19 protein-coding genes, 3 pseudogenes and 1 riboswitch are annotated in these 21,045 nt (G+C 60.8%); of the genes and pseudogenes, 7 read left to right on the top strand and 15 right to left on the bottom strand.

Features of this window, described 5'->3' with window-relative positions; all coding sequences use genetic code 11:
- From PMI11_RS34690 to PMI11_RS34700, 3 genes and pseudogenes are all read left to right on the top strand, one after another.
- A pseudogene (locus PMI11_RS34690) lies at positions 1 to 244 on the top strand (ABC transporter ATP-binding protein); the annotation flags it as partial.
- A 4-nt stretch (positions 245 to 248) separates the two neighbouring features.
- A complete protein-coding gene (locus tag PMI11_RS34695) occupies positions 249 to 1,169 on the top strand; it encodes a nucleoside hydrolase (RefSeq protein ID WP_007826962.1) in 921 nt (306 codons plus the stop codon).
- Positions 1,166 to 2,953, top strand: a complete 1,788-nt coding sequence (locus PMI11_RS34700; RefSeq protein ID WP_007826963.1) for an adenine deaminase — start codon at positions 1,166 to 1,168, stop codon at positions 2,951 to 2,953. The genes PMI11_RS34695 and PMI11_RS34700 overlap by 4 nt, the downstream gene beginning before the upstream one ends.
- Before the next feature lie 6 nt (positions 2,954 to 2,959).
- On the opposite strand, the gene PMI11_RS34705 is transcribed toward PMI11_RS34700, so the two are convergent.
- From PMI11_RS34705 to PMI11_RS34740, 8 genes and pseudogenes are all read right to left on the bottom strand, one after another.
- A complete protein-coding gene (locus tag PMI11_RS34705) occupies positions 2,960 to 4,135 on the bottom strand; it encodes a M20 aminoacylase family protein (protein WP_007826964.1) in 1,176 nt (391 codons plus the stop codon).
- 93 nt (positions 4,136 to 4,228) lie between these two features.
- The gene (locus PMI11_RS34710; RefSeq protein WP_007826965.1) at positions 4,229 to 5,734 is read right to left on the bottom strand and encodes a tripartite tricarboxylate transporter permease; all 1,506 of its coding nucleotides are present in this window, start codon (positions 5,732 to 5,734) and stop codon (positions 4,229 to 4,231) included.
- A 9-nt stretch (positions 5,735 to 5,743) separates the two neighbouring features.
- A complete protein-coding gene (locus tag PMI11_RS34715) occupies positions 5,744 to 6,205 on the bottom strand; it encodes a tripartite tricarboxylate transporter TctB family protein (protein ID WP_007826966.1) in 462 nt (153 codons plus the stop codon).
- A 100-nt stretch (positions 6,206 to 6,305) separates the two neighbouring features.
- Positions 6,306 to 7,289, bottom strand: a complete 984-nt coding sequence (locus PMI11_RS34720) for a tripartite tricarboxylate transporter substrate-binding protein (protein WP_007826967.1) — start codon at positions 7,287 to 7,289, stop codon at positions 6,306 to 6,308.
- Between the two features lie 205 nt (positions 7,290 to 7,494).
- A complete protein-coding gene (locus PMI11_RS34725) occupies positions 7,495 to 7,941 on the bottom strand; it encodes an SRPBCC family protein (RefSeq protein ID WP_007826968.1) in 447 nt (148 codons plus the stop codon).
- A gap of 57 nt (positions 7,942 to 7,998) precedes the next feature.
- Positions 7,999 to 8,322 carry an ArsR/SmtB family transcription factor gene (locus tag PMI11_RS34730; protein ID WP_037072691.1) on the bottom strand — a complete coding sequence of 108 codons (324 nt, stop codon included), beginning with the start codon at positions 8,320 to 8,322 and terminating at the stop codon, positions 7,999 to 8,001.
- A 123-nt stretch (positions 8,323 to 8,445) separates the two neighbouring features.
- Positions 8,446 to 9,801, bottom strand: coding sequence for a sigma-54-dependent transcriptional regulator (locus PMI11_RS34735; protein ID WP_007826971.1), 1,356 nt, complete (start codon positions 9,799 to 9,801; stop codon positions 8,446 to 8,448).
- Positions 9,798 to 11,673, bottom strand: a pseudogene (locus tag PMI11_RS34740) (sensor histidine kinase). The gene PMI11_RS34735 and the pseudogene PMI11_RS34740 overlap by 4 nt, the downstream one beginning before the upstream one ends.
- A 109-nt stretch (positions 11,674 to 11,782) precedes the next feature.
- Between PMI11_RS34740 and PMI11_RS34745 the strand changes: the two are divergent.
- Positions 11,783 to 12,445 (top strand): sulfite oxidase-like oxidoreductase, encoded by a 663-nt coding sequence (locus tag PMI11_RS34745; protein ID WP_007826973.1) that lies wholly within the window; start codon positions 11,783 to 11,785, stop codon positions 12,443 to 12,445.
- Here PMI11_RS34745 and PMI11_RS34750 read toward each other — a convergent pair.
- The 3 genes from PMI11_RS34750 to PMI11_RS34760 all read right to left on the bottom strand — a co-directional run bounded on the left by PMI11_RS34750 (position 12,430) and on the right by PMI11_RS34760 (position 14,081).
- Positions 12,430 to 13,023 carry a hypothetical protein gene (locus tag PMI11_RS34750; protein WP_244430756.1) on the bottom strand — a complete coding sequence of 198 codons (594 nt, stop codon included), beginning with the start codon at positions 13,021 to 13,023 and terminating at the stop codon, positions 12,430 to 12,432. The genes PMI11_RS34745 and PMI11_RS34750 overlap by 16 nt on opposite strands.
- Before the next feature lie 100 nt (positions 13,024 to 13,123).
- Entirely contained in the window at positions 13,124 to 13,858 is a 735-nt protein-coding gene (locus PMI11_RS34755; RefSeq protein WP_007826975.1) for a CbtA family protein, read from the bottom strand.
- 13 nt (positions 13,859 to 13,871) lie between these two features.
- Positions 13,872 to 14,081: a CbtB domain-containing protein gene (locus PMI11_RS34760; protein ID WP_007826976.1), complete on the bottom strand. Its 210-nt coding sequence runs from the start codon at positions 14,079 to 14,081 to the stop codon at positions 13,872 to 13,874.
- Between the two features lie 50 nt (positions 14,082 to 14,131).
- Positions 14,132 to 14,206: riboswitch (cobalamin riboswitch) on the bottom strand.
- Between the two features lie 105 nt (positions 14,207 to 14,311).
- On the opposite strand from PMI11_RS34760, the gene PMI11_RS34765 reads away from it, so the two are divergent.
- Complete coding sequence (locus PMI11_RS34765; protein ID WP_007826978.1) at positions 14,312 to 14,857, top strand: histidine phosphatase family protein; 546 nt, start codon at positions 14,312 to 14,314, stop codon at positions 14,855 to 14,857.
- A 279-nt stretch (positions 14,858 to 15,136) separates the two neighbouring features.
- On the opposite strand, the pseudogene PMI11_RS34770 reads toward PMI11_RS34765, so the two are convergent.
- From PMI11_RS34770 to PMI11_RS34780, 3 genes and pseudogenes are all read right to left on the bottom strand, one after another.
- A pseudogene (locus PMI11_RS34770) lies at positions 15,137 to 15,414 on the bottom strand (response regulator); the annotation flags it as partial.
- A 26-nt stretch (positions 15,415 to 15,440) separates the two neighbouring features.
- Positions 15,441 to 15,797: a hypothetical protein gene (locus tag PMI11_RS34775; RefSeq protein ID WP_007826983.1), complete on the bottom strand. Its 357-nt coding sequence runs from the start codon at positions 15,795 to 15,797 to the stop codon at positions 15,441 to 15,443.
- Between the two features lie 60 nt (positions 15,798 to 15,857).
- On the bottom strand, positions 15,858 to 16,100 hold the full coding sequence (locus PMI11_RS34780; RefSeq protein ID WP_007826985.1) for a DUF6894 family protein: 243 nt from the start codon (positions 16,098 to 16,100) through the stop codon (positions 15,858 to 15,860).
- 235 nt (positions 16,101 to 16,335) lie between these two features.
- On the opposite strand from PMI11_RS34780, the gene PMI11_RS34785 reads away from it, so the two are divergent.
- Entirely contained in the window at positions 16,336 to 17,907 is a 1,572-nt protein-coding gene (locus PMI11_RS34785; RefSeq protein ID WP_007826987.1) for a putative bifunctional diguanylate cyclase/phosphodiesterase, read from the top strand.
- A 107-nt stretch (positions 17,908 to 18,014) separates the two neighbouring features.
- On the opposite strand, the gene PMI11_RS34790 is transcribed toward PMI11_RS34785, so the two are convergent.
- Positions 18,015 to 19,610 carry an inorganic phosphate transporter gene (locus PMI11_RS34790; RefSeq protein ID WP_007826989.1) on the bottom strand — a complete coding sequence of 532 codons (1,596 nt, stop codon included), beginning with the start codon at positions 19,608 to 19,610 and terminating at the stop codon, positions 18,015 to 18,017.
- Positions 19,611 to 19,817: 207 nt separating this feature from the next.
- On the opposite strand from PMI11_RS34790, the gene PMI11_RS34795 reads away from it, so the two are divergent.
- A complete protein-coding gene (locus tag PMI11_RS34795) occupies positions 19,818 to 20,993 on the top strand; it encodes an acetate/propionate family kinase (protein WP_007826996.1) in 1,176 nt (391 codons plus the stop codon).
- Positions 20,994 to 21,045 lie beyond the last annotated feature (52 nt).

Consider the following 21,045-nt stretch of genomic DNA (forward strand, 5'->3'; position numbering starts at 1 on the left):
AGCCCCTGACGGTGCGGCGGGTCTGGCCTGGCGGCCGCGTGCGGTGATGCTTGGTTCTGGCCCTTTCCAGGGCACCGTGCGTGGCACGTCTTTCGCCGGCAACAGCCGCGAATATCTGCTGGACAGCGCGCTTGGCCCTATCAAAGCGGAAGTCGACGCCGCCCTGCCGCAACACGAACTCGGCAGTATGATCTCCTTCGACCTGCCGGTCGCAGTTTCCGCAAGCCTCAAGCGTTTCGGGTGAGATCATGGGCGTCTGGATCGACACAGACATGGGGTTCGACGATATCGCCGCCATCATGGTGGTGACGAGCGCAGAACTCGACATCGACGGCGTCTCGCTGGTTTTCGGCAATGCACCGCTGCCGCAGGTGCGCACCAATGCGGCAGGCGCTGCCAAGGCCTTCGGCTGGAAATTTCCGATCCATACCGGCCGCGACATGCCCGTCCTCGCCAATCTAGAGACTGCTCAGGCGATCCTCGGCGAAAGCGGCATTCCGACGACCGGTAGACATCTGCCGCCGGCCCCGATCCTGCCTGATAGCGATGCCTTCGTCGCGCTTTGCCGTTGGCTGGAGCTGGAAGGCCCGCACCGCATTCTGGCGCTTGGACCGCTGACGAATATCGCCGCACTCGCGCTCGCCCGGCCCGATCTTGCCGCCCGCATCACCGAGCTCGTCTGGATGGGCGGCGGTGTCACCTCCGGCAACCATACGGCCTCCGCAGAATTCAACGCACTCGCCGACCCGGAAGCGCTGGCGATCGTCATCGCCCACGAGCTGCCACTCCGCATGGTCGATCTCGATCTCTGCCGCAAGGTTGTTGCAAAGCCCGAAGATGCCGATCCAGTCCGCGCTGCCGGTGGCGCCAACGCTGAGCTGATCGCCGATATGTTCTCCGGTTATATCCGCATTGGCACCAGCCGCGGTCGCCCGGCCATGGCGATCTATGATCCTTCGGCTGCCGTCGCCTTCGTCGCTCCGCAAGTGGTGAGCTTCCGCCCAGCCCGCATCGACGTGGAATTGCAGGGGCAGCATACGCGCGGGCGCACGGTCGTTGAAACCCGCGCCACTCACGCAACGTTCAATGCACAGTTCGCCGCCGACATCGATGCCGACATGGTGCGTGTCATCATTCTCGCCGCCCTGGTCAACGAGGCCCGCAAATGACTGCAACTCCGCGCCAGGAACCCGCCGATCTCAACGAGCCCGCCTTACGCGCCCGCGCTGTTGCCGCCGCCCGCGGCGATGCTCCCTTCGATGTGCTTGTGACCGGCGGCCGCATTCTCGATGCCGTCACAGGCCTGATCCGCGAGGCCGATATTGGCCTCGTTGGTGCGATGATTGCGAGTGTTCACGCATCGTCGAGCCGCACGGACGCTGCCAAGGTAATTGACGCAGCCGGTAGCATCGTCTCTCCCGGCCTCATCGATACACACATGCATATTGAAAGCTCGATGGTGACGCCGGCTGAATATGCTGAAGCCGTGTTGCCTCGCGGCGTGACAACGATCGTCTGGGATCCGCACGAATTCGGCAATGTCCATGGTCTCGATGGCGTACGCTGGGCAATCGAAGCCTCGCGCAATCTGCCGCTGCGCACGATCCTGCTTGCCCCCTCCTGCGTTCCTTCCGCCCCTGGTCTGGAACTCGCCGGTGCGGATTTCGACGCCAGTGTCATCGCCGAGCTGCTGCGCTCGCCGGCGATCGGTGGCGTGGCGGAAGTCATGAACATGCGCGGCGTCATCGATGGCGATCCGCGCATGACCGATATCGTCAATGCCGGCCTCACCTCCGGCAAGCTCGTCTGCGGCCATGCCCGCGGACTGGAGGGTACCGATCTCAACGCCTTCATGGCCGCTGGCATCACCTCCGATCACGAGCTTACCTCGGGCGCCGATTTGCTGCAGAAGCTGGCGGCCGGAATGACGATCGAGCTGCGCGGCTCGCACGATCATCTGCTGAAGGAATTTGTCGATGCATTGAACGGCATCGGCCACCTTCCGCCGACCGTCACGCTCTGCACGGATGATGTCTTCCCCGATGAACTTTATCAGAATGGCGGCCTCGACGACGTCGTGCGTCGCCTCGTGCGCTACGGCATGCGCCCGGAATGGGCATTGCGCGCCGCTACCTTCAACGCCGCGCAACGCCTGAAGCGTTCCGACCTCGGGCTCATCGCCGCCGGACGCCGCGCCGATCTCGTGCTGTTCGAGGACATGAGCGAATTCAAGACCCGCGCCGTCATCGCCAACGGCCGACTAATCGCCGAAAATGGCATGGTCAGCGATCGCCTTCCGTCGTTCGACGCCGGGCCGCTCATGCAATCGGTCAAGCTCGCACCGCTTGCCGAAGACGATTTCCGCATTCCCGCCAACGGCACGAAGGTGCACCTCGCAACAATCGACCGTCCACGCTTCACCCAGTGGGGAGCAACCGAAGCGGATATCCGCGACGGCTTCGTCGTACCGCCGGCTGGCAGCGCCATGATAGCGGTTGCACATCGCCATGGACTGGCGGATGGCAAGCCGCGCATCGGCTTCCTGACCGGCTGGGGTGAGTGGCGCGGCGCCTTCTGCACCACGGTTTCACATGACAGCCACAACCTCACTGTGTTCGGAGGAAATATCAGTGATATGGCGCTTGCAGCCAATGCCGTCATCGACGCCGGCGGTGGCATGGCCGTGGCAAAGGATGGGCGCATCGAAGCCCTGCTGCCCCTGCCACTCTCCGGCCTCGTGACGGATGCATCCCTGCAGGAAACCGCCGATGGCTTTGCTGCCATCCGCAAGGCAATGGAAAAGATCGTCGACTGGAAACCGCCCTATCTGGTCTTCAAAGCCTGCTTCGGCGCGACACTTGCCTGCAATATCGGCCCACATCAGACCGACCGCGGCATTGCCGACGTCATTACCGGCAAGGTGTTGGAAAGCCCCATACTGGAAACGTTTTGAGGCGGCTTACGCCTCAGCCTTGAGCTCCCGCTCCACCAGCGCCACCCAATAGGCCGCTCCATATCCGAGCGCCTCATCATTGAAGTCGTAGGCTGTATTATGATGCAGCGCTCCATCGACGGCCGGGCCGTTGCCAAGCCAGACATAACAGCCAGGCGCATTTTGCCCGAAGAAGGCGAAATCGTCGCCGGCGGTCGACGGCGGAAAGCCCATACGCGCCTTTTCACCAAACACCGCCCGTGCGGCACCCAGCGCCCGCGCAGCCGCATCCGCGTCATTGACGACGGGTGGAATGCGGCGTTCGAATTCATAATCTACCGAAATGCCGAACATGACGGCGGCTCCCTGTGCCAGGCGGCCGATTTCGGCTTCAAGCTGGTCGCGCACCTCAGGCGAATAGGCCCGCGCCGTTCCGCCGATCTCGACGATATCGGGGATGACGTTCAATGCCTTCGGATTGCCGGCCTGGAGTGAACAGGCGCTGACGACTGCCGGCTGAAGGGGATCGACGACGCGCCCGACGATCGTTTGCAGAGACGAAAGGAAGGTGGCGGCAGCTGTGATGGGATCGCGGCCGAGATGCGGCTTTGCGCCATGCGTACCAACACCCCGGAAGGTGATCCGCCAGCTATCCGAAGAAGCAAGCTGCGGCCCCTCGACGACCGCGATCTCATCCACGGCAAGCCCGGGCATATTGTGCAACCCATAGACGGCATCGCAGGGAAAGAGTTTGAACAGCCCCTCCTCCACCATGCGCTTTGCACCGCCACGGCCCTCTTCGGCCGGCTGGAAGATGAAATGCACAGTGCCGGAAAAACCACGTGTTTCAGCCAGATAGCGTGCCGCGCCTAATAGCATCGTCGTATGCCCGTCATGGCCGCAAGCATGCATCTTGCCCGGCACAGTCGACTTGTAAGGGCGATCCGCCGTTTCCGGCATGGCGAGCGCGTCCATATCTGCCCTCAGCCCGATCTTGCGCGTACCATTGCCGATCTGCAGCGTTCCGACAACACCGGTGCCGCCAAGGCCGCGGTGCACCTGGATACCCGCCTCTTCCAGAAGTTTCGCGACGATATTGCTGGTACGCTCCTCCTCGAAGCCGAGTTCGGGATGGGCATGCAGGTCGCGACGGAGAGAGGTTAGAAAGGGCAGATCGTTGCTGATCCGGGCGGGAATGCTCATGAGCCTGGATATCCTGTAAAACGAAAACGGGCGCCCGACGACGCCCGCATCAGATCGTTCTTTCTTCAACAAACAGGCCGGGAGTGCAAGCCCTTAGGCCTCTTCGACGAAGACCTCTTCGCGCTTGCGCTTGACGCTCGGCAGGAAGACGATGATCAGCACCGCCACGGCAATCGTCAGCAGGATGGCGCTGATCGGCCGTGTGACGAAGGTCGTCGCATCGCCGCGCGACAGGATCATGGCCCGTCGCAGGTTTTCCTCCAGCAACGGTCCGAGCACGAACCCGAGCAGCAGCGGCGCCGGCTCGCAACGGAGCTTTGCCAGCACATAGCCGATGAGGCCGAAGAAAGCGACGGCGTAGAGGTCGTAGACGTTGGAATTGACGCTGTAGACCCCGATCGAGCAGAAGGCCATGATGACGGGGAAAAGCACATAGTAAGGCACCGTCAGCAGCTTCACCCACAAGCCGATCAGCGGCAGATTGAGGATGACGAGCATCAGGTTGCCGATCCACATGGAGGCAATGATGCCCCAGAAAAGCGCCGGCTGCTCCGTTGCCACGTTCGGCCCCGGCACGATGCCCTGGATGATCATCGCGCCGACCATCAGCGCCATGACCGGGTTTGCAGGAATGCCGAGCGTCAGCAGCGGAATGAAGGAGGTCTGCGCACCGGCATTATTGGCCGATTCCGGCCCGGCGACGCCGGCAACCGCACCATGTCCGAATTCCTCCGGCTTCTTGGAGACGCGCTTTTCCACCGTATAGGATGCAAAGGAGGCGAGGATCGCGCCGCCGCCTGGCAGGATACCGAGCGCCGAGCCGATGACCGTGCCGCGAATAATCGGCGCGATCATCTCCTTGAATTCCTCCTTCGATGGCAACAGCCCCGAGACTTTTGCCATCAACACTGTGCGCGTCTTCTCGCCTTCCAGATTGCGCAGGATTTCCGCAATGCCGAAGACGCCGACTGCAAGCGCCACGAAATTCAGCCCGTCGGCATATTCGCGGATGCCGAGCGTGAAGCGTGGCGTGCCGGTATAGATGTCCGTGCCCACAAGACCGAGCAGCAGCCCCAGCGCCACCATCGCCAGCGCCTTGACGACCGAGCCATGCGCCAGTGCGATCGAGGATACGAGGCCGACGATCATCAGCGAGAAATATTCGGCCGAACCAAACTGCAGTGCAATCGCCGTCAGTGGCGGAGCAAAGACAGCCACGAGGAAGGTCGATACCGTGCCGGCGAAGAAGGAGCCGAGCGCGGCAATTGCGAGCGCAGCACCCGCCCTGCCCTTCCGCGCCATCTGATAGCCGTCAATGGCCGTCACGGCCGAGGAAGATTCACCCGGCATATTGATGAGGATTGCCGTCGTCGAACCGCCATATTGCGCGCCGTAATAGATGCCGGCGAGCATGATGAGCGAGGAGACCGGCTCAAGCTGGAAGGTGATCGGCAGAAGCATGGCGATTGTTGCCGTCGCGCCGATGCCAGGCAGCACGCCGATCAGCGTGCCGAGCAGCACGCCGATAAGGCAGAAGAACAGGTTTTCCGGGCTTGCCGCCGTATAGAAACCGAGTGCGAGATTGCTGAAGAGTTCCATACCCGCCTCCTAGAACCGGACCCAGGGGCCAAAACGCTCGAACGGCAGCCCGAGCGCGTAGCTGAAGACCCCAACCGAAAAGACCGTCAGCAGCAGCGAAAGAACCAGCGCGAACAGCACATTCATGCGACTGGATGCAAAGCAAGCGATGAAGGCCGTCAGGAAGATCGCCGGCGCAAAACCGAGCCCGCGCACAGTCAATCCGAAAAAGACCGGTGCGGGCAGGATGAAGAGCATGCCGCGCCAGGCGAAGGGATCAATCGGCTCACCCTGAACCCGCACCGCCTGCACGAGAATGATGAGGCCGAGCAGGACGAGGATGCCGGACAGGACCAGTGGAAAATACCCGGGTCCCATGCGCAACGCCGTACCGATATCGAGGTTGAGCGACTGATAGGCAAAGAAGGCGCCGGTCGCGGCAAGCAAGGCGCCGCAGATGACATTGGTGGTGTCGAAACTGAGAGATTTCATGATGTCTCCTGGGGTTGGAGATGAAGCGTCGCGACGGATACGAGGCTGCGCAAACACCCTCCTCCCGATTGGGAGGAGGGTGGCGAGGCGGCAGCCAGGCTCAGTCCGCGTATTCGCCGGCAGCTTCGATGACGGACTTCCAGCGGGTGATTTCGCTCTCGAGCTTCGCCTTCAGCGCCGCCGGCGTCGCATCAGCTTCCGACGAGGGAGCGGTGCCAAGTTCGGCAAAGCGGGCGCCAACATTCGGGTCCTTTAGTGCGACCTGCAGCGCCTTCGACAGGCGCTCATTGATTTCGGCCGGCGTGCTCTTCGGCGTGTAGATGCCGTGCCAGATACCGACTTGGAAACCCGGCAGGCCGGCTTCGACCGCCGTCGGAATATCCTTGAGCACATCGAGGCGGGCCGGCGATGTCACGGCATAGGCCTTGATCGTACCGCCCTTGATCTGCTTCGTCGTATTGGTCGTCTGGTCGCACATGATATCGACCTGGCCGCCGAGAAGGTCAGTCATGGCCGGGCCGGTTCCCTTGTAGGGAACGGTCGTCAGCGGCGTCTGGATGGCGCTCATGAACATCATGCCGCAGAGGTGGGAAGCCGCACCGATACCGGCATTGGCGACGGTGACCTTGTCCTTGTTCGCCTTCACATAGTCGATCAGGCCCTTCAGATCGGCCGGTTCGAAATCCTTGCGGGCAACGATCGTCATCGGGACATCGGTGACGAGACCGACATATTCGAAGGCGTTCAGCGTGTCATAGGCGAGCTTGCGGTAAAGCGTGGCGCTGGTCGCCATGCCGATATGGTGCAACAGGATCGTGTAGCCATCCGGATCAGCATCGGCGACGCGGCCGGCACCGAGCGTGCCGCCGGCACCGCCAACATTTTCGACGACGATCTGCTGGCCGAGATCCTTCGACATGGATTCCGCGACGAGGCGAGCAACAGTATCAGTCGGGCCGCCGGCGGCGAAAGGCACGACCATGGTGATGGTGCGCTCGGGATAGGTCTGAGCCAAAGCAGAATGGGCGAGCAGTGAAACGGCAGCGGCGGCGGTCACGCCGAGCATGGCCTTCAGGATTTTCATCGTTTTCCTCCCTGATGAAAATGGGTCGTCCCGCCGGCGCATCCTCCGCACCGGCTTGGATGGCCCATTTGCAGGCCAGGGACTGACAGCCGCAATCGCGACGCGAGGAGAGGAATGACGATTTTGCGAGAGTGCGCCGCAGCATGGGTCGATTTGGAAACAAATGGTTAAAGTGATGGGTGGAAATCCACCCATCACTTGTCCTTCACCGATTGGGCGGCAGAACAACCTCACCCGTTTCCAGCAGCGATTTGAGGTTGGAAAGAATTTGCGGCCACCCGCCGGAGACGGCGCCGATGAACTTGGAGCCCTCGACCGGCATCGAATGCGTCAGCGTCAGCTTGACCGCCTCGCCGACCTGTTCAAGCTCAATCACGCATCGAGAAACCCCCTCAGCCTTGAGCTCCGGCCTGAACTCATTATGCCACTTGAGGACAAGTCGCCTGGGTGGATCAAATTCGAGGATTTCACCCGTATCGGTAACGGTTCCGTCGGAATAGCGCATCTGCCAGGCGGAGCCGACTTTCCAATCGGTTTCGAACTGCACTCCGAGCCAGAATTTCTTCATGAATTCCGTCGTCGTAAGCGCCAACCAGAGCTGTTCCGGCGTGGTGCGGATATAGGTGACGTAGTTGAATGCGCTGCCAGCCATGATGATACTCCCTTTTGGCCAAGGCTTGGTCACACCCTCGCCGGCAGGTGGAACGATTCATTCGTCTTTGCTGCCCTCGAGGCTCTTCTTGAGATCGGAGAGCGCCTCTAATGCGCGGCGCTCGAATTTGCTGATCCACCGGTCCGCGATCTCGTTGATCGGAACCGGATTGATGTAATGCAGCTTTTCGCGCCCCTGCCGGCGCGTGGAGACGAGGTTCGCTTCTTCGAGAATGCCGAGATGCTTCGTCACCGCCTGACGCGTCATCTCCAGCCCTTCACACAATTCGCCGAGCGTTTGGCCGTTGCGCGCATGCAGGCGATCCAGCAGGCGTCGCCGGCTGCCATCCGCCAGAGCTCGAAAAACCGCATCTTCATCCATGCTAAATACGGAACCATTTGGTTGCCTATCGCGATTTTATAGGCAACCAAATAGTTGCCTGTCAAGATATGAATCGACGAAGACCCGCAAACAGCGCGATCACGATCAAATTCGAAAGGGGGATCAAAGCTCGCGGCGCATCTCACCGGCCATGTCATTGGCCAGCAGCTTCTTGTCGAGACCGTATTTCTGCATTTTCTCGTAAAGCGTCTTACGAGAGATGCCAAGCGATTCATAGACCGGCTTCAGACTGCCGCTATGGGCGACAAGCGCGCTCGCAATCACGCCACGTTCGAATTCCGCGACGCGCTCGGCAAGCCCCGCGACCTCTGTCTGCCGGCCGCCACCATCGAGACCGAGTACGAAGCGGTCGGCCGCATTGCGCAATTCGCGGACATTGCCCGGCCAGTCGCGCTGCGCGATGTCGGAAATCACATCCGGCGGCACGGCCATGTCGTCCTTGCCGTAACGCGCGGCAGCCTCCCTGACGAGTTGCATGAAGAGCAGCGGAACATCGGCCCGGCGCTGTGAGAGTGACGGCACGTGAATGGTCGCGACGTTCAGGCGGTAGAGGAGGTCGGCGCGGAATCGGCCACCGGCGACTTCCGCTTCCAGATCGACCTTGCTCGTGGCGATGAACCGCACGTCGAGCGGTACGGTCTCATTCGATCCGAGGCGGGAAATCATTCTCTCCTGCAGCACCCGCAGGAACTTCGCCTGCAGATCGAACGGCATGGAGCCGATCTCGTCGAGCAGGATGGTGCCGCCCCGCCCATGCTCGAACTTGCCGTAACGCGGCCGCACGGCCCCAGGAAAAGCGCCGGCCTCATGCCCGAAAAGCTCGCTCTCGATCAGATTTGCCGGAAGTGCTGCGCAATTGATGGCGATGAAGGGCCGGCTTGCCCGCGCGCTGATATCGTGCAGCGCCCGCGCCACCACCTCCTTGCCGGCACCGGTATCACCGACCACAAGCGTATCGGCATCGCTCGCTCCGATCGCACGGATGCGGTAGCGCAGATCGACCATGATCTGCGTGCGTCCCGGAAGCCGCGCTTCGATATCGTCACGCTTGCCGGCAACGGCCTTCAGCAGCCGGTTTTCCAGCACGAGGCTACGCCGTTCCATGGCGCGACGGATGACGCCGGCGAGCATCTGCGGCGTGAACGGCTTCTCGATGAAGTCATAGGCACCCTCGCGCATCGCCTTGACGGCGAGTTGCACATCCCCATGGCCGGTGACGAGAATAACGGGCACTTCAATATCGAGTTCACGGATCTTCTGCATCAGCGTCATGCCGTCCATGCCCGGCATGCGGATATCGGTGACGACGACACCGGGAAAGCTATAGCCGATCAGTTCCAGCACGTGGTCGGCATTGGAAAAGGTCTCGACGCTGAAGCCGGACAGTTCCAGCGCCTGAGCGGTCGAGCGGCGCAGTTCCTCTTCGTCATCGACGAGCAATATCTTCTGTTCGTTCATTCCGCCGCCTCCGGCATCATGCCAGCTGCCGCGGAAAGCTCGATACGGAACACGGCCCCACCCTCCGGATGGTTGGAGACAGTCAGATTGCCGCCGAAATCCTTGATGATGTTATAGGAGATGGAAAGTCCAAGGCCGAGTCCCTTGCCCACCCCTTTAGTGGTGAAGAAGGGATCAAAAATGCGCTCGGCAATCGCCGCCGGCACACCAGGGCCATGATCACGCACGGTCAGGATTACCCTGCAGGTCTCTTCGGACGCCGAAACCTCGATGCGCCGGTCCTCCAGCCCCTCGACGGCATCAGCCGCATTCGAGATCACATTGACCAGCACCTGCTGCAGTCGCACCGAGCCCGCCTTGACCACCGGGGGCCGCACCCCAAGATGCAGCCGGAGATCAGCATCCGCAGCCTTGAGCCGCCAGGCGACAATCTCCAGCGTATCGCGGATCGCCTCGTCGAGCGGCACAGGACCGAGCTTCTCATTGGGCTTGCGCGCGAAATTGCGCAGGTGCCGACTGATGGAAGCCATGCGATCTATCAGCCCGCCGATGCGCTGGATGTTGTCCTGCGCTTCGGCCGTACGGCCGCGCTCCAGCAGGACAGAGGCGCTGTCCGTATAGGTCTTGGCGGCGGCAAGCGGCTGGTTGAACTCATGCGAAAGGGCTGCCGACATCTGGCCGAGACCGGCAAGCTTGCCCGCCTGGATGAGATCGGCTTGCGTCTGGCGCAGCTGCTGCTCGGTGAGGCGCCGCTCGGCAATCTCCTCCTCGATCCGGCTGTTGACGCGGGCAAGATCGGCCGTGCGCTCATCAACCCGCCGCTCCAGCTCGTTCCGCGCCTCCGCCTGCAACTGCAGGCGCTCGGCAAGCCGCAACCGTCGCTGCCGTAGAATGGCAAATGTCAAAGCGGCAATACAGAGAATGAGGAAGACGACGACCAGCGCGGTCCGGGCCTGCGCCCGGATGGAACTCGTGTCCATCAGCACGTTCACCGTCCAGTCCTCGGCCGGCATATAGTGCGAGAACACAAGATATTCGCTTTGCCCGCGATCGCCGGCGAGCGTCATCAGGTCATGGTCTTCGAAGCGATGACGGATGACCGGCAGTTCGACGAGCTTCGCATTGGCATAACGTCGCGATGCCTCGGTGCGCGCCATCCGATCCGAACTCAGCGGCAGAACAGCCCCGTAGAGCCAGTCGGGACTGTCGGACATGAAGATGATACCCTCGGGATCGGAGACGAAGATGCGGTATTCGCCGCCGCTCCACGAGGATTCGATTACATCGATATCGACCTTAAAGACGATGACACCGCGGATCTCTCCATCCACCCAGATTGGCGAGGAGAAATAGTAGCCGCGCTTCAACGAAGTCGTTCCGAGCGCATAAAAGCGTGCATGGTGCCCGGCAATGGCCTCCTGGAAATAGGGGCGGTAGCTGAAGTTCTCGCCGACGAAACTACCCGGTCCGTCAAAGTTGCTGGCAGCGATCGTCTCGCCATCGGGCTGCACGACGTAGATGTCGGAAGATTTCAGCAGCCCGTTGATTTCCTTGAGGTAGAGATTAGCGCCATCCCGAAGCGACCGATCGTCCGGCCGGCTCACCAGTTCCTTGATATCGTCATGATCGGCAATCAGCGCCGGCAGCGCCTCATAGCGGCTGAGATGGCCGCTGAGCGCCGAGACGGCGAGTCTCAGCGCCGTGCCGGCCTGAGCCGAAGCCTCGCCCATATAGGCGCGCGTGGCGACCGCGCTCCCATAATGGAAGAAAGCGAAAATCAGCAAGGGTGCGGCGCAAAGCGCCGCAATGACACGATAGCGCGAAGACAGAGTCTCGCTCCTCCCTTTCCGCCTCCGCTCCCCGTGGAGGCATAACCCGACGGCATCAAGTGTAATGAGCGCGATGGAGATTTCCAAGAGGCGCCGAAACTTGACACCTGTCAGGCGCGGATGTCTGATTGCTGCACCGCAAGGAGACCGCCATGAGCGACGACCAGATCCCCGAAGACAGCAAGCTCACGACATCCAAACGCCGCTGGGCCGCCGAAGGAAAGTTCCTGACCGGCCGCATCAGCCGCCCGGAAACCGAGCGCCTGCCGCCGGGCCAGCATCTTGTCAAGAACTGGCCGGTGCTCGACCTCGGCCAGCAGCCGATCATTTCTATCGACAGCTGGAAGCTGGAAGTTCGAGGCCTCGTCGAAACACCATTGGATCTCAATTGGGCAGCTTTTCAGGCGCTGGAACAGAGCGCCATGGTCAGCGACATTCATTGCGTGACGACGTGGTCGCGCTACGACAACAAGTGGAAGGGTGTTTCGACCCGCGACCTGCTTGATCTCGCCATGCCGAAAGCGGAAGCGGGTTACGTCGTGCTGACAAGCTATGACGGCTACACGACCAATCTGCCGCTTTCCGATTTCGCCGCCGAAGACGCCATTCTCGCTACCTCGTGGGAAGGCCTGCCGCTCACCCGCGATCATGGCGGACCGATGCGCCTCGTCGTACCGCATCTCTATTTCTGGAAAAGCGCCAAATGGCTGCGCCGCATCGATCTGCTGCCAGCCGACAAGGCCGGCTTCTGGGAAAAGAACGGCTACCATATGTATGGTGATCCGTGGCGCGAGCAGCGCTATTCCCAGGACTGAATCCGAAGAAGCCGCCTGAGAACAAAGAACCCTGCGGCGAGAATCGCTGCAAATCCGGTCAGCGAGGCCATGCTCGCCGGATGCAGCGGAATTTCGCTCCAGCGCGGGCGCACGACATCGGCGGTGTTGAACCCCTCACCACTGAACCGGCAGGTCACCAGCGAGAGCCCCCGCCTGACCATATCGACATCGACAGCCGATGCGATTTCACCGGCCGCCATGGCCTCCTGCGGCATGTCGCGCATGGCGAGCAGCACTGCCTTGGTCGCGGCGAGATAGGCATGGGCGCATTCGTTGAACGGGCTTTGCTCATCCGTCACGCTGCCGGGCATCCGGCCCCAGAGACAGTAGGAATACTGGATTTCGGCATAGTTCAGCACGCGTCGAAACGGCTCGTTGGTATCCGCTGCTGTCGAGGCGAGATCCATGATGCGGCTGCGGTAGTCGGAAATGACCGCCATCTCGCCATGCGAGATTTCAGGAACTGGTAGACCGGCATGACTGCTCTCGCCGCTGCGGCTATGCGCGAGCGCGCTTCCGGCAAGGAGCAGGACAAGGCCAAAACAAATGGCTTGCAACGCGTTTTTCATAAGACGATCGAAGTCCCGATGTGGCTAGTCACGAGCTGATGGGCTCATGAGGAAAGAGGGAGCTGTTAAAGCCCCCTCTCCTGCTACCCTATCGATAGGCTGGACGAAACCCGCTCTTCACGCCGAGGCGCTTTTCCGCCAGAGCCCCGAAGGCGAGGCCGAGCACCGACCAGAGGATCACATGCATGGCGAGCGATGTCGTGCGGAAGCGCCACAGCACCATGGCAGAGAAATTCTCCGGCACTTCATTGATCGGCGGCAGCAGATATTCCACTATGCCGATGAAGACGACGAAGAGAACGCCCGCGATGATCGCCGCATTCCAGATGCCGAAATTCGCTGCCAGCCGGCGGGCGATCGCAATGGCTGCAACCAGCGAGGCAAGCGAAACAACGATCATCAGGAAGAACAGCTCGGTGCGCACGCCGATCGTATCCGGGTTGCCGACCGCCGGCGGATTGGCCGGATATTTGATCGCCGGAACGATGACGATGGCGACGAACGCGGCAACAGCGATGACGGCCGAAGTGCCGCGTACCGAAAGGCTGCTGAAGCGACCATGCACGAAGGCGAAGACGAGCGCGAACAGCCCGCCGACGGCAACGCTATAGGCCATGACGCCGGTAAAGAGCCCCAGGCCCGCCTGCGTGGCACGGCTGACAATTTCCGGTTCGGCTGCCGCACCGGCCGCCCGCGACGTCGCCTCTTCAAAGGCAATCGCCGCATCGACCAGCGGCTCGCCGAAGACGCGTGCAAAGGCAAAAACCAGGATGCCAGCAATCAGGCCCGCGATCATGCCGCGAAGCAGAAGGTTTCCAACCATGTGAGGCACTCCCTTAGTGGCAGGGGAAGCCGAGGAGGTGGCGGCCGTCATGCACGAATTCGTGCACATACATGCCGTTGAAGAGCGCCATCGCGCCTTCTTCGGTGCCGACGAAATAGATGGCAATCAGCATCAGCAGGCCACCGAAGATCGCCCACGGCAGAATCTGGCCTACAGGAATTGGGGCGGGTGACGCGACGGGCGCAAAAGTGGTGTCAGACATGTATTCCTCCTGGAATGACGCGTTCAGTCGAAGATCTTGCGTGCAGTAGGGTCTGACTTCCAACGCGAAGATTTTCGACACGCTGGTCACAGTGGCGCGACCGCGCCGGACTTTCACCGGCTTCCAAACCCGCAACGTCACGTTTATATCTGCTCGTCAAAGACACTGTCAACGAAACTTCATAAGCGGGCGGCGGCCATCCCGCCCTATCTCCGGAGGGTGCGACAGACGTGACCACTCGCCTCACATGGATAAATCACGGCGCCACGGCGGCAAATCGCACGGCTTCCTTTCCCGCAGATGAGCCGCTGGAGGAAAAGTCACTGAGCGACACCGCGCTGCCAGCACCAGGACGGGCGGACAGGGTTTTCGCAAGCCCGGCACTGCGCGCCCGGCAGACCGCCGAAATGCTGGGCTTCGACGCGACCCTTGCCCCCTCGCTCAGGGATTGCGACTACGGACGCTGGACCGGCAAACCGCTCATCAGCCTTCATTCCGAAGAGCCGGAAAACCTTGCTCTCTGGATGTCCGATCCCGAAGCTGCCCCGCATGAGGGCGAGAGCCTGCAACAGCTTTGCAAACGCATCGCCGGCTGGATGAACGAGGAGATGCCGCTCGGCGGCCATGTCGTGGCGGTCACTCACGCAGCCGTCATCCGCGCCGCGATCCTGGATGTGCTGAAAGCACCGCCCGCATCTTTCTGGACCATCGATGTCCAGCCGCTCGGTATGGTGCGCATGACGCATGACGGCCGCCGCTGGTCGCTGCGTTTCTGAATAGTCCTCGTAAATTAGTCCAGCCTTACACAAGCAAACGCAGTCATACATATTGAACCCGGGATTCCGGGCTCTACGTCCTTCCCCGAGGAGACGAAAAATGACCTATGACTGGAGTGGGGAGCGCACGCGGCGCATTCGCATCGTGCGTATCGCAACTGTTGTCGCCGTTCTCGTCGGCGTCATGATCAGCCTGCCATTGCTGATCAACGTCGCCTGAACTGTCAGAGTACGTCAAAGGCGAGCGTGCTGCGGCTGCTCGCCTTTCTCTTTGCCGATCTATTGCGGGATCTGGATCACTGCGAAGAACAAGCCGAGTTGGCGGATCGCGTGAGCGAAATTCTCGTAATCGATCGGCCTGGTGATGTAGACATTAGCGCCTAGATGATAGCAGCGCTGAATCTCACGCTCGTCGTCGGTCGTCGCCAGGATCACAACGGGCAGACGCGTGGTGTTGCCCTTGATCCTCTCAAGAATATCGATACCCGACATATCCGGCAGGTTCGATTCAAAAGAACAAGAAAATAGCGATCACGGCTTACTTCGCCGGTACGATCTGGCAGTGCGGCCATGAAAGGGCAGATCAGTGCTTGCTGCCCTTGGGGATTGCAGTGTTGGTGACCGAGACTGGATCGCTGGCGGGGAAGGTGCCTTCCAGCCCTTCGTCGAGCTGCTCTTCCATCGTTCCCCTGTCACCCGCCGCACGGGCTGTCCGCATCACGCTGGTGCGATCATCATCATCGTCGTCGCGAATTTCCGCCGTGGCAAAACGGCTCATCACTTCCCTCGCCTTTTCGACCGCGTTCAGTCGGTTCAATTGCTGGCCACGGTCGCTCTTAATCTGCACGGAGACGACTTCACCGCCGTCGCCCACGAACTCGACCGTGAAACCACCTTTGCCGCCATAGGCGGGGATAACCTGAGTGCCGACAAGTTGCATGAGATTGTCCTCTCTCGTGAATGGTTCCGGAAAACGGCTTGGACGCAACATTGGTTCCGCTCAGGGCGGCCGGATGTAATCTACTTTAAGCTCCAGACGCAGCCGTACGATCGGAGAGCGATCACCGTTCTGCACTTCTATGCCCAGCGATCCGCCCGGCCATTGCGGCAAACCGTCGAGCGCCATTTCGGCCAGAACATGCTTTGCCTCTTCCACGGCGGCGAAAAGGTCGGGAAATTCGAACGGCAGATCGCCCGGAACTGTGCCGTCATTGTCTATGGTCTTGAAATAGAAGAGAGACATCTGCCTGCATCCGTTGCGAAGCATAAAGCAGCAGGCGGCCAAAGGTTTCAGATCACCGGCAAAATTCGGTGTTCCGCACACCATATGGAAAAGCTGCGCAGTACGAAAGGCGTGATCGTTTCCGATGAATGTGCTACCGAATGCGTGGCATGATCTCCAACAATTCGCCTTCAGGTTTCAATAAACATTTCAGACTTTCATGATATTTCCGCCCCGGGTGGAGATGGAGAAGCTCATGCCGGAATTCTTCAGGAGCAGGGCAGGAAGGCAATGTCTGTCGATCATGGCGCTCGGTGCAGCGCTGTGGATTTCAGCCACCCTGCTGGATGTCGATAGCTGGCTCGTCTCCTTCATGAGCAGCTTCGAGAACTACGGCGCCGATAAGTTCGTGCTGGCCCTCGGCATCGCCGGCGCGATGAGTTTCATCTATTCCGTGTTGCGCATTGCCGATCTTCGTAAGGAGATGCAGCTTCGCGACGCCGCCCAAGCACGCGCCGACTGGACCGCCACCCACGACCATCTGACCAAGCTTCCGAACCGCTACGCCTTCGAACGCAAAATCCTGCCCAAGCCCGCCGATAAGGGGGGCAATATCCCCGAAGAGGCAAAGAGCAACGTCACGATCTTCTCCGTCGATCTCGACGGCTTCAAGAAAGTCAACGACCTCGTCGGCCATAAGGGCGGCGACGTTCTGCTGGTGGAAGTGGCCAAGCGCATCTGCGCGTTGGGCAATGCCGACTGCGTCTACCGTTTCGGCGGGGATGAATTCATCATCATCGCCCTCGGCATGACCCCGGCGCGGGAGGAATGGTTTGCCAAAGTGCTCATCCAGGCGGTCACCCGCCCCATCCTGATCGACGGCTTTGCCGTCGAGGTCGGCGCCAGCGTGGGCTACGACCGCTGGAGCGAAGGCGCAGAACCGCTGGAGGATGCCGCTCACCGCGCCGACCTTGCCATGTACGAGGCGAAATCGCGCGGACCCAATCATCAACTGATTTTCGAACCGTCCATGCAGGACAAGGTGACGGAACGCGCATCGCTCGAGACCAAGCTGCGCGGCGCCATTCAGAACAAGGCGATCAAGACCTACTATCAGCCGCTGATCGATCTCAGGAGCGGCAGGCTCTGCGGCTTCGAGGCACTGGCCCGATGGACCGACGAAGACGGCATGAATATTCCGCCTCCGGTCTTCATCGGCATCGCCGAAGAAACCGGCATGATCACTGAACTGTTCGAAAACCTTCTCACCCAGGCCTGCAGCGATGCCCTCGCCTGGCCTGACGATGTAAGGCTTTCCTTCAACGTGTCGCCTGTGCAGATGGAGGATAAACTCCTTCCCTCGCGCATCTTCAAAGTGCTCGCCGCAAGCCGCCTGCCCGCCAGGCGGCTGGAAGTTGAAATCACCGAAAACGCGCTGGTCCAGGACCCGGCGATCGCAGCCCATATTCTCGATGAGTTGCATAAGGCGGGCGTACAGATCGCGCTCGATGATTTCGGCACGGGCTATTCGAGCCTTGCTCAGCTCGCCCGTTATCGCTTCGACAAAATCAAGATCGACAAGAGTTTCATCGCCACCTGCCGGGAGGACGAGAAGCAGGAAAAGATCGTCCGCGCGATGCTCGCTCTCGGAAGAAGCCTCAACATCAAGACGACGGCTGAAGGCGTCGAGGAGCACGCCCAGCTCGCCTATCTGCTGCAGCTTGGCTGCGACATCGGTCAGGGCTATCTCTTCGGCAAGGCGATGCCCGCCGCGGAGGCGGGCATCTTCGTCGAAAGTCAGAATACCAGTCTGGCCTCTACGGCCTGAATAAAGCAATTCCAGCAAAAGTGTGAAGCGGTTTTGCGTCCGGAATTGCGTGAAAACAAAGAGATAAAGCATTTCCGTGTTTCGAAGAAAAACGGAAATGCTTTACACTAGAAGACCTGCCGCAGGATCACGAACAGCAGGAAGGCGATCGCGATCGAGGCCGGCAGCGTTAGCACCCAGGCCATGAGCATGTTGCGCACGGTGGACCATTGCAGGCCCGAGCCGTTCGCAGCCATCGTGCCCGCCACACCAGACGACAGAACATGCGTGGTCGAAACCGGTAGGCCGAGATGGTCGGCCGAGGCGATTGTCACCATGGCGACGACTTCCGCGGCGGCACCCTGGCCATAGGTCAGGTGCGTTTTGCCGATCTTCTCACCAACCGTCACGACGATGCGCTTCCAGCCAACCATCGTGCCGAGGCCGAGCGCCAGCGCAACTGCGACCTTCACCCACAACGGAATGAACTTCGTCGCATTGTCCACCGCCGCATGATAGCCGGTGACGGCCTTGAGATCACTGGCGTCCATCGGCAGCAGCTTCTTCTTGTCGATGAGCTTCAGCGCCTCGCCGATCAGGTAGATGTCGTTGCGGACGTTGCTGACGAGATTGGTCGGAACGGCTTCCAATGTCGGGAAAGCGGCGACTTCGGCGCTCGTCTGATGGATATACTGCTGCAGCGCCGGCGTGGTCGCATCCGTCCAGACCTTGTTCTTGACGGCATTGCTGACTTCAGCCTTGTAGTCGGTGACGGTCACGCCCGGCTTCACATATTTGCCGAGTGCGGTTTCCACCTGCGCCGAAGCCGACTTGTAGGCTTCGAGATAATTGACGTCAGGCGTGCGGTTCAGCGCGAAGGCGGTCGGCACCAGACCGATCAGGATGAGCATGATGAGACCCATGCCCTTCTGGCCATCATTCGAGCCGTGGGCGAAGCTGACGCCCGTGCAGGTGAAGATCAGGATGGCGCGGATCCACAACGGCGGCGGCTGGTTGCCCTTCGGCTCCTGATAGAGCTCGGGTTTGCGCACCAGGAACTTCATAACGACGAGCAGGATGGCGGAAAGGCCGAAACCGATGATTGGCGAGATCAGGAGCGATAGGCCAATGTTGGTTGCCTGCGACCAGTCCACACCGCTGGTGGCCGAGCCCGCCGGCGCCAGGAACTGGTTGGCGAGACCGACACCGATGATCGAGCCGACCAGCGTATGCGAGCTCGATGACGGCAGACCAAGGTACCAAGTACCAAGATTCCAGACGATCGCTGCGATCAAAAGAGCGAAGACCATGGCCAGGCCCGAGCCGGAGCCGACTTGCAGGATGAGCTCGACCGGCAACAAGGCCAGGATGCCGAAGGCGACGGCGCCCGTCGATGTCAGGACACCGAGAAAATTGAAGAAGCCCGACCAGATGACGGCAAATTCCGCCGGCATGGAGCGCGTATAGATAACGGTCGCCACGGCATTGGCCGTATCATGGAAACCGTTGACGAACTCGAAGCCGAGCGCGATCAGCAGCGCAAGGCCGAGAAGCAGCCAGGGAACAGCAACTGCGGCGGTCAAATCACGGGCGAGGGCATAGCCGACATATCCGAGACCGCAGACCACAACGAGCCCGAACACCGGAAGGAACCACTTGCCGGCGGAGTTCGAATGATGCAGCGGATGGGAAGCGTCGCTATGGCTGGGGGCAATGTCGGCCATGGCATAGTTCCTTGTTCCATTTGCAAAATTGCCATTTGTTAATAAATCCCTAGCGTGAAGCTCTCATGACGCGGCCATTCGCGCGCCATACCGGCCCCAGACCGAAATCAGCAACCAAAAATTGCCTGCCGGGGTGCAAGAGACTTCCCACCCGGCACGATGACGCTAAGTTCGTCATCGTCACGCTTGCCGGGGAGCAACAAGCAAATGCCGTCGAACGACCTTCTTCTGACCTTCAATGCCGGCTCGTCGACGGTCAAGATCGGCATCTTCGCAATCGAGGATGCGAAGGTGCGCCGCATCGGCAAGAGCGTGATCGACTTCCGCTCCAAACCGCTCGCCTTCAAGCTGACGGAAGGTCCGCAGACATTTGATACGCCGCTGAAGGCGGAGCTTACCGACGATCTGCACGCCGTCATCGACGAAACGTTCAAACTGCTCTCGGAGCATTTCGATATCGGCGACGTCCGCGCTGCAGGCCACCGCGTCGTCCATGGCGGCGACCGTTTTACCGCGGCAACCGCGCTCGATCATGCCGCAATCGCGGCGATCGACGCGCTCACGCCGCTCGCACCCCTTCACCAGCCGCAAGCGCTTCGCTTCATCCGCGCCCTGAAACACCTGAAGCCACAGCTTGCCCAGACGGCTTCCTTCGATACCGCCTTTCATGCAACGCAGGCCGATCTCGTCCGCCGCTTCGCCATCCCCCGCGCGCTTCATGACGAGGGCATCAAACGCTACGGCTTTCATGGCCTTTCCTACAAATTCATCGCTGGGGACGTAGGCCGCAGGCTGTCGAATAAAACGAAAATCGTCGCCGCCCATCTCGGTAGCGGCGCAAGCCTCTGCGCTCTTGAAAAGGGCATCAGTCGCGATTGCAGCATGGGCTTTTCCACGCTCGACGGCATTCCCATGGCCACAAGGCCCGGCTGGCTCGATCCCGGCGTGATCCTGCACCTGCTGCAGCAAAAGAAGCAGTCCGCCGATCAGGTGGAAGATCTGCTCTACCATCGCTCCGGCCTGCTCGGTGTCTCAGGCATCGATGCCGATACCCGCAATCTTCTCGAGGATAGCCGTGCAGAAGCCCAGGAGGCGCTCGACCTTTTCACATTGCGTATCGCAGGCGAGATCGGTCGCATGTCGGTGACGCTCGGCGGGCTCGACGCCATCGTCTTCACGGCCGGCATCGGCGAGCATCAGCCGCAGATCCGCGCAGCAGTCCTCCAGCGCTTGAGCTGGCTCGGCCTTGCCGTCGATGAAAAGGCGAATGCCGCCAACGGCTTCACAATCACGACACCCGCAAGCCGCATAACGGCGCATGTCATTGCGACCGACGAGGAACAGGTCATCGCGCAGGAAGCGCTCTCTATTCTTCGTTCCTGATGATCCAGATCAAATCAATGCCTGCGCCATCAGCTAGAATTGACGTTGAACA

The organism is Rhizobium sp. CF142 (assembly GCF_000281145.1).
Taxonomy (GTDB): domain Bacteria; phylum Pseudomonadota; class Alphaproteobacteria; order Rhizobiales; family Rhizobiaceae; genus Rhizobium.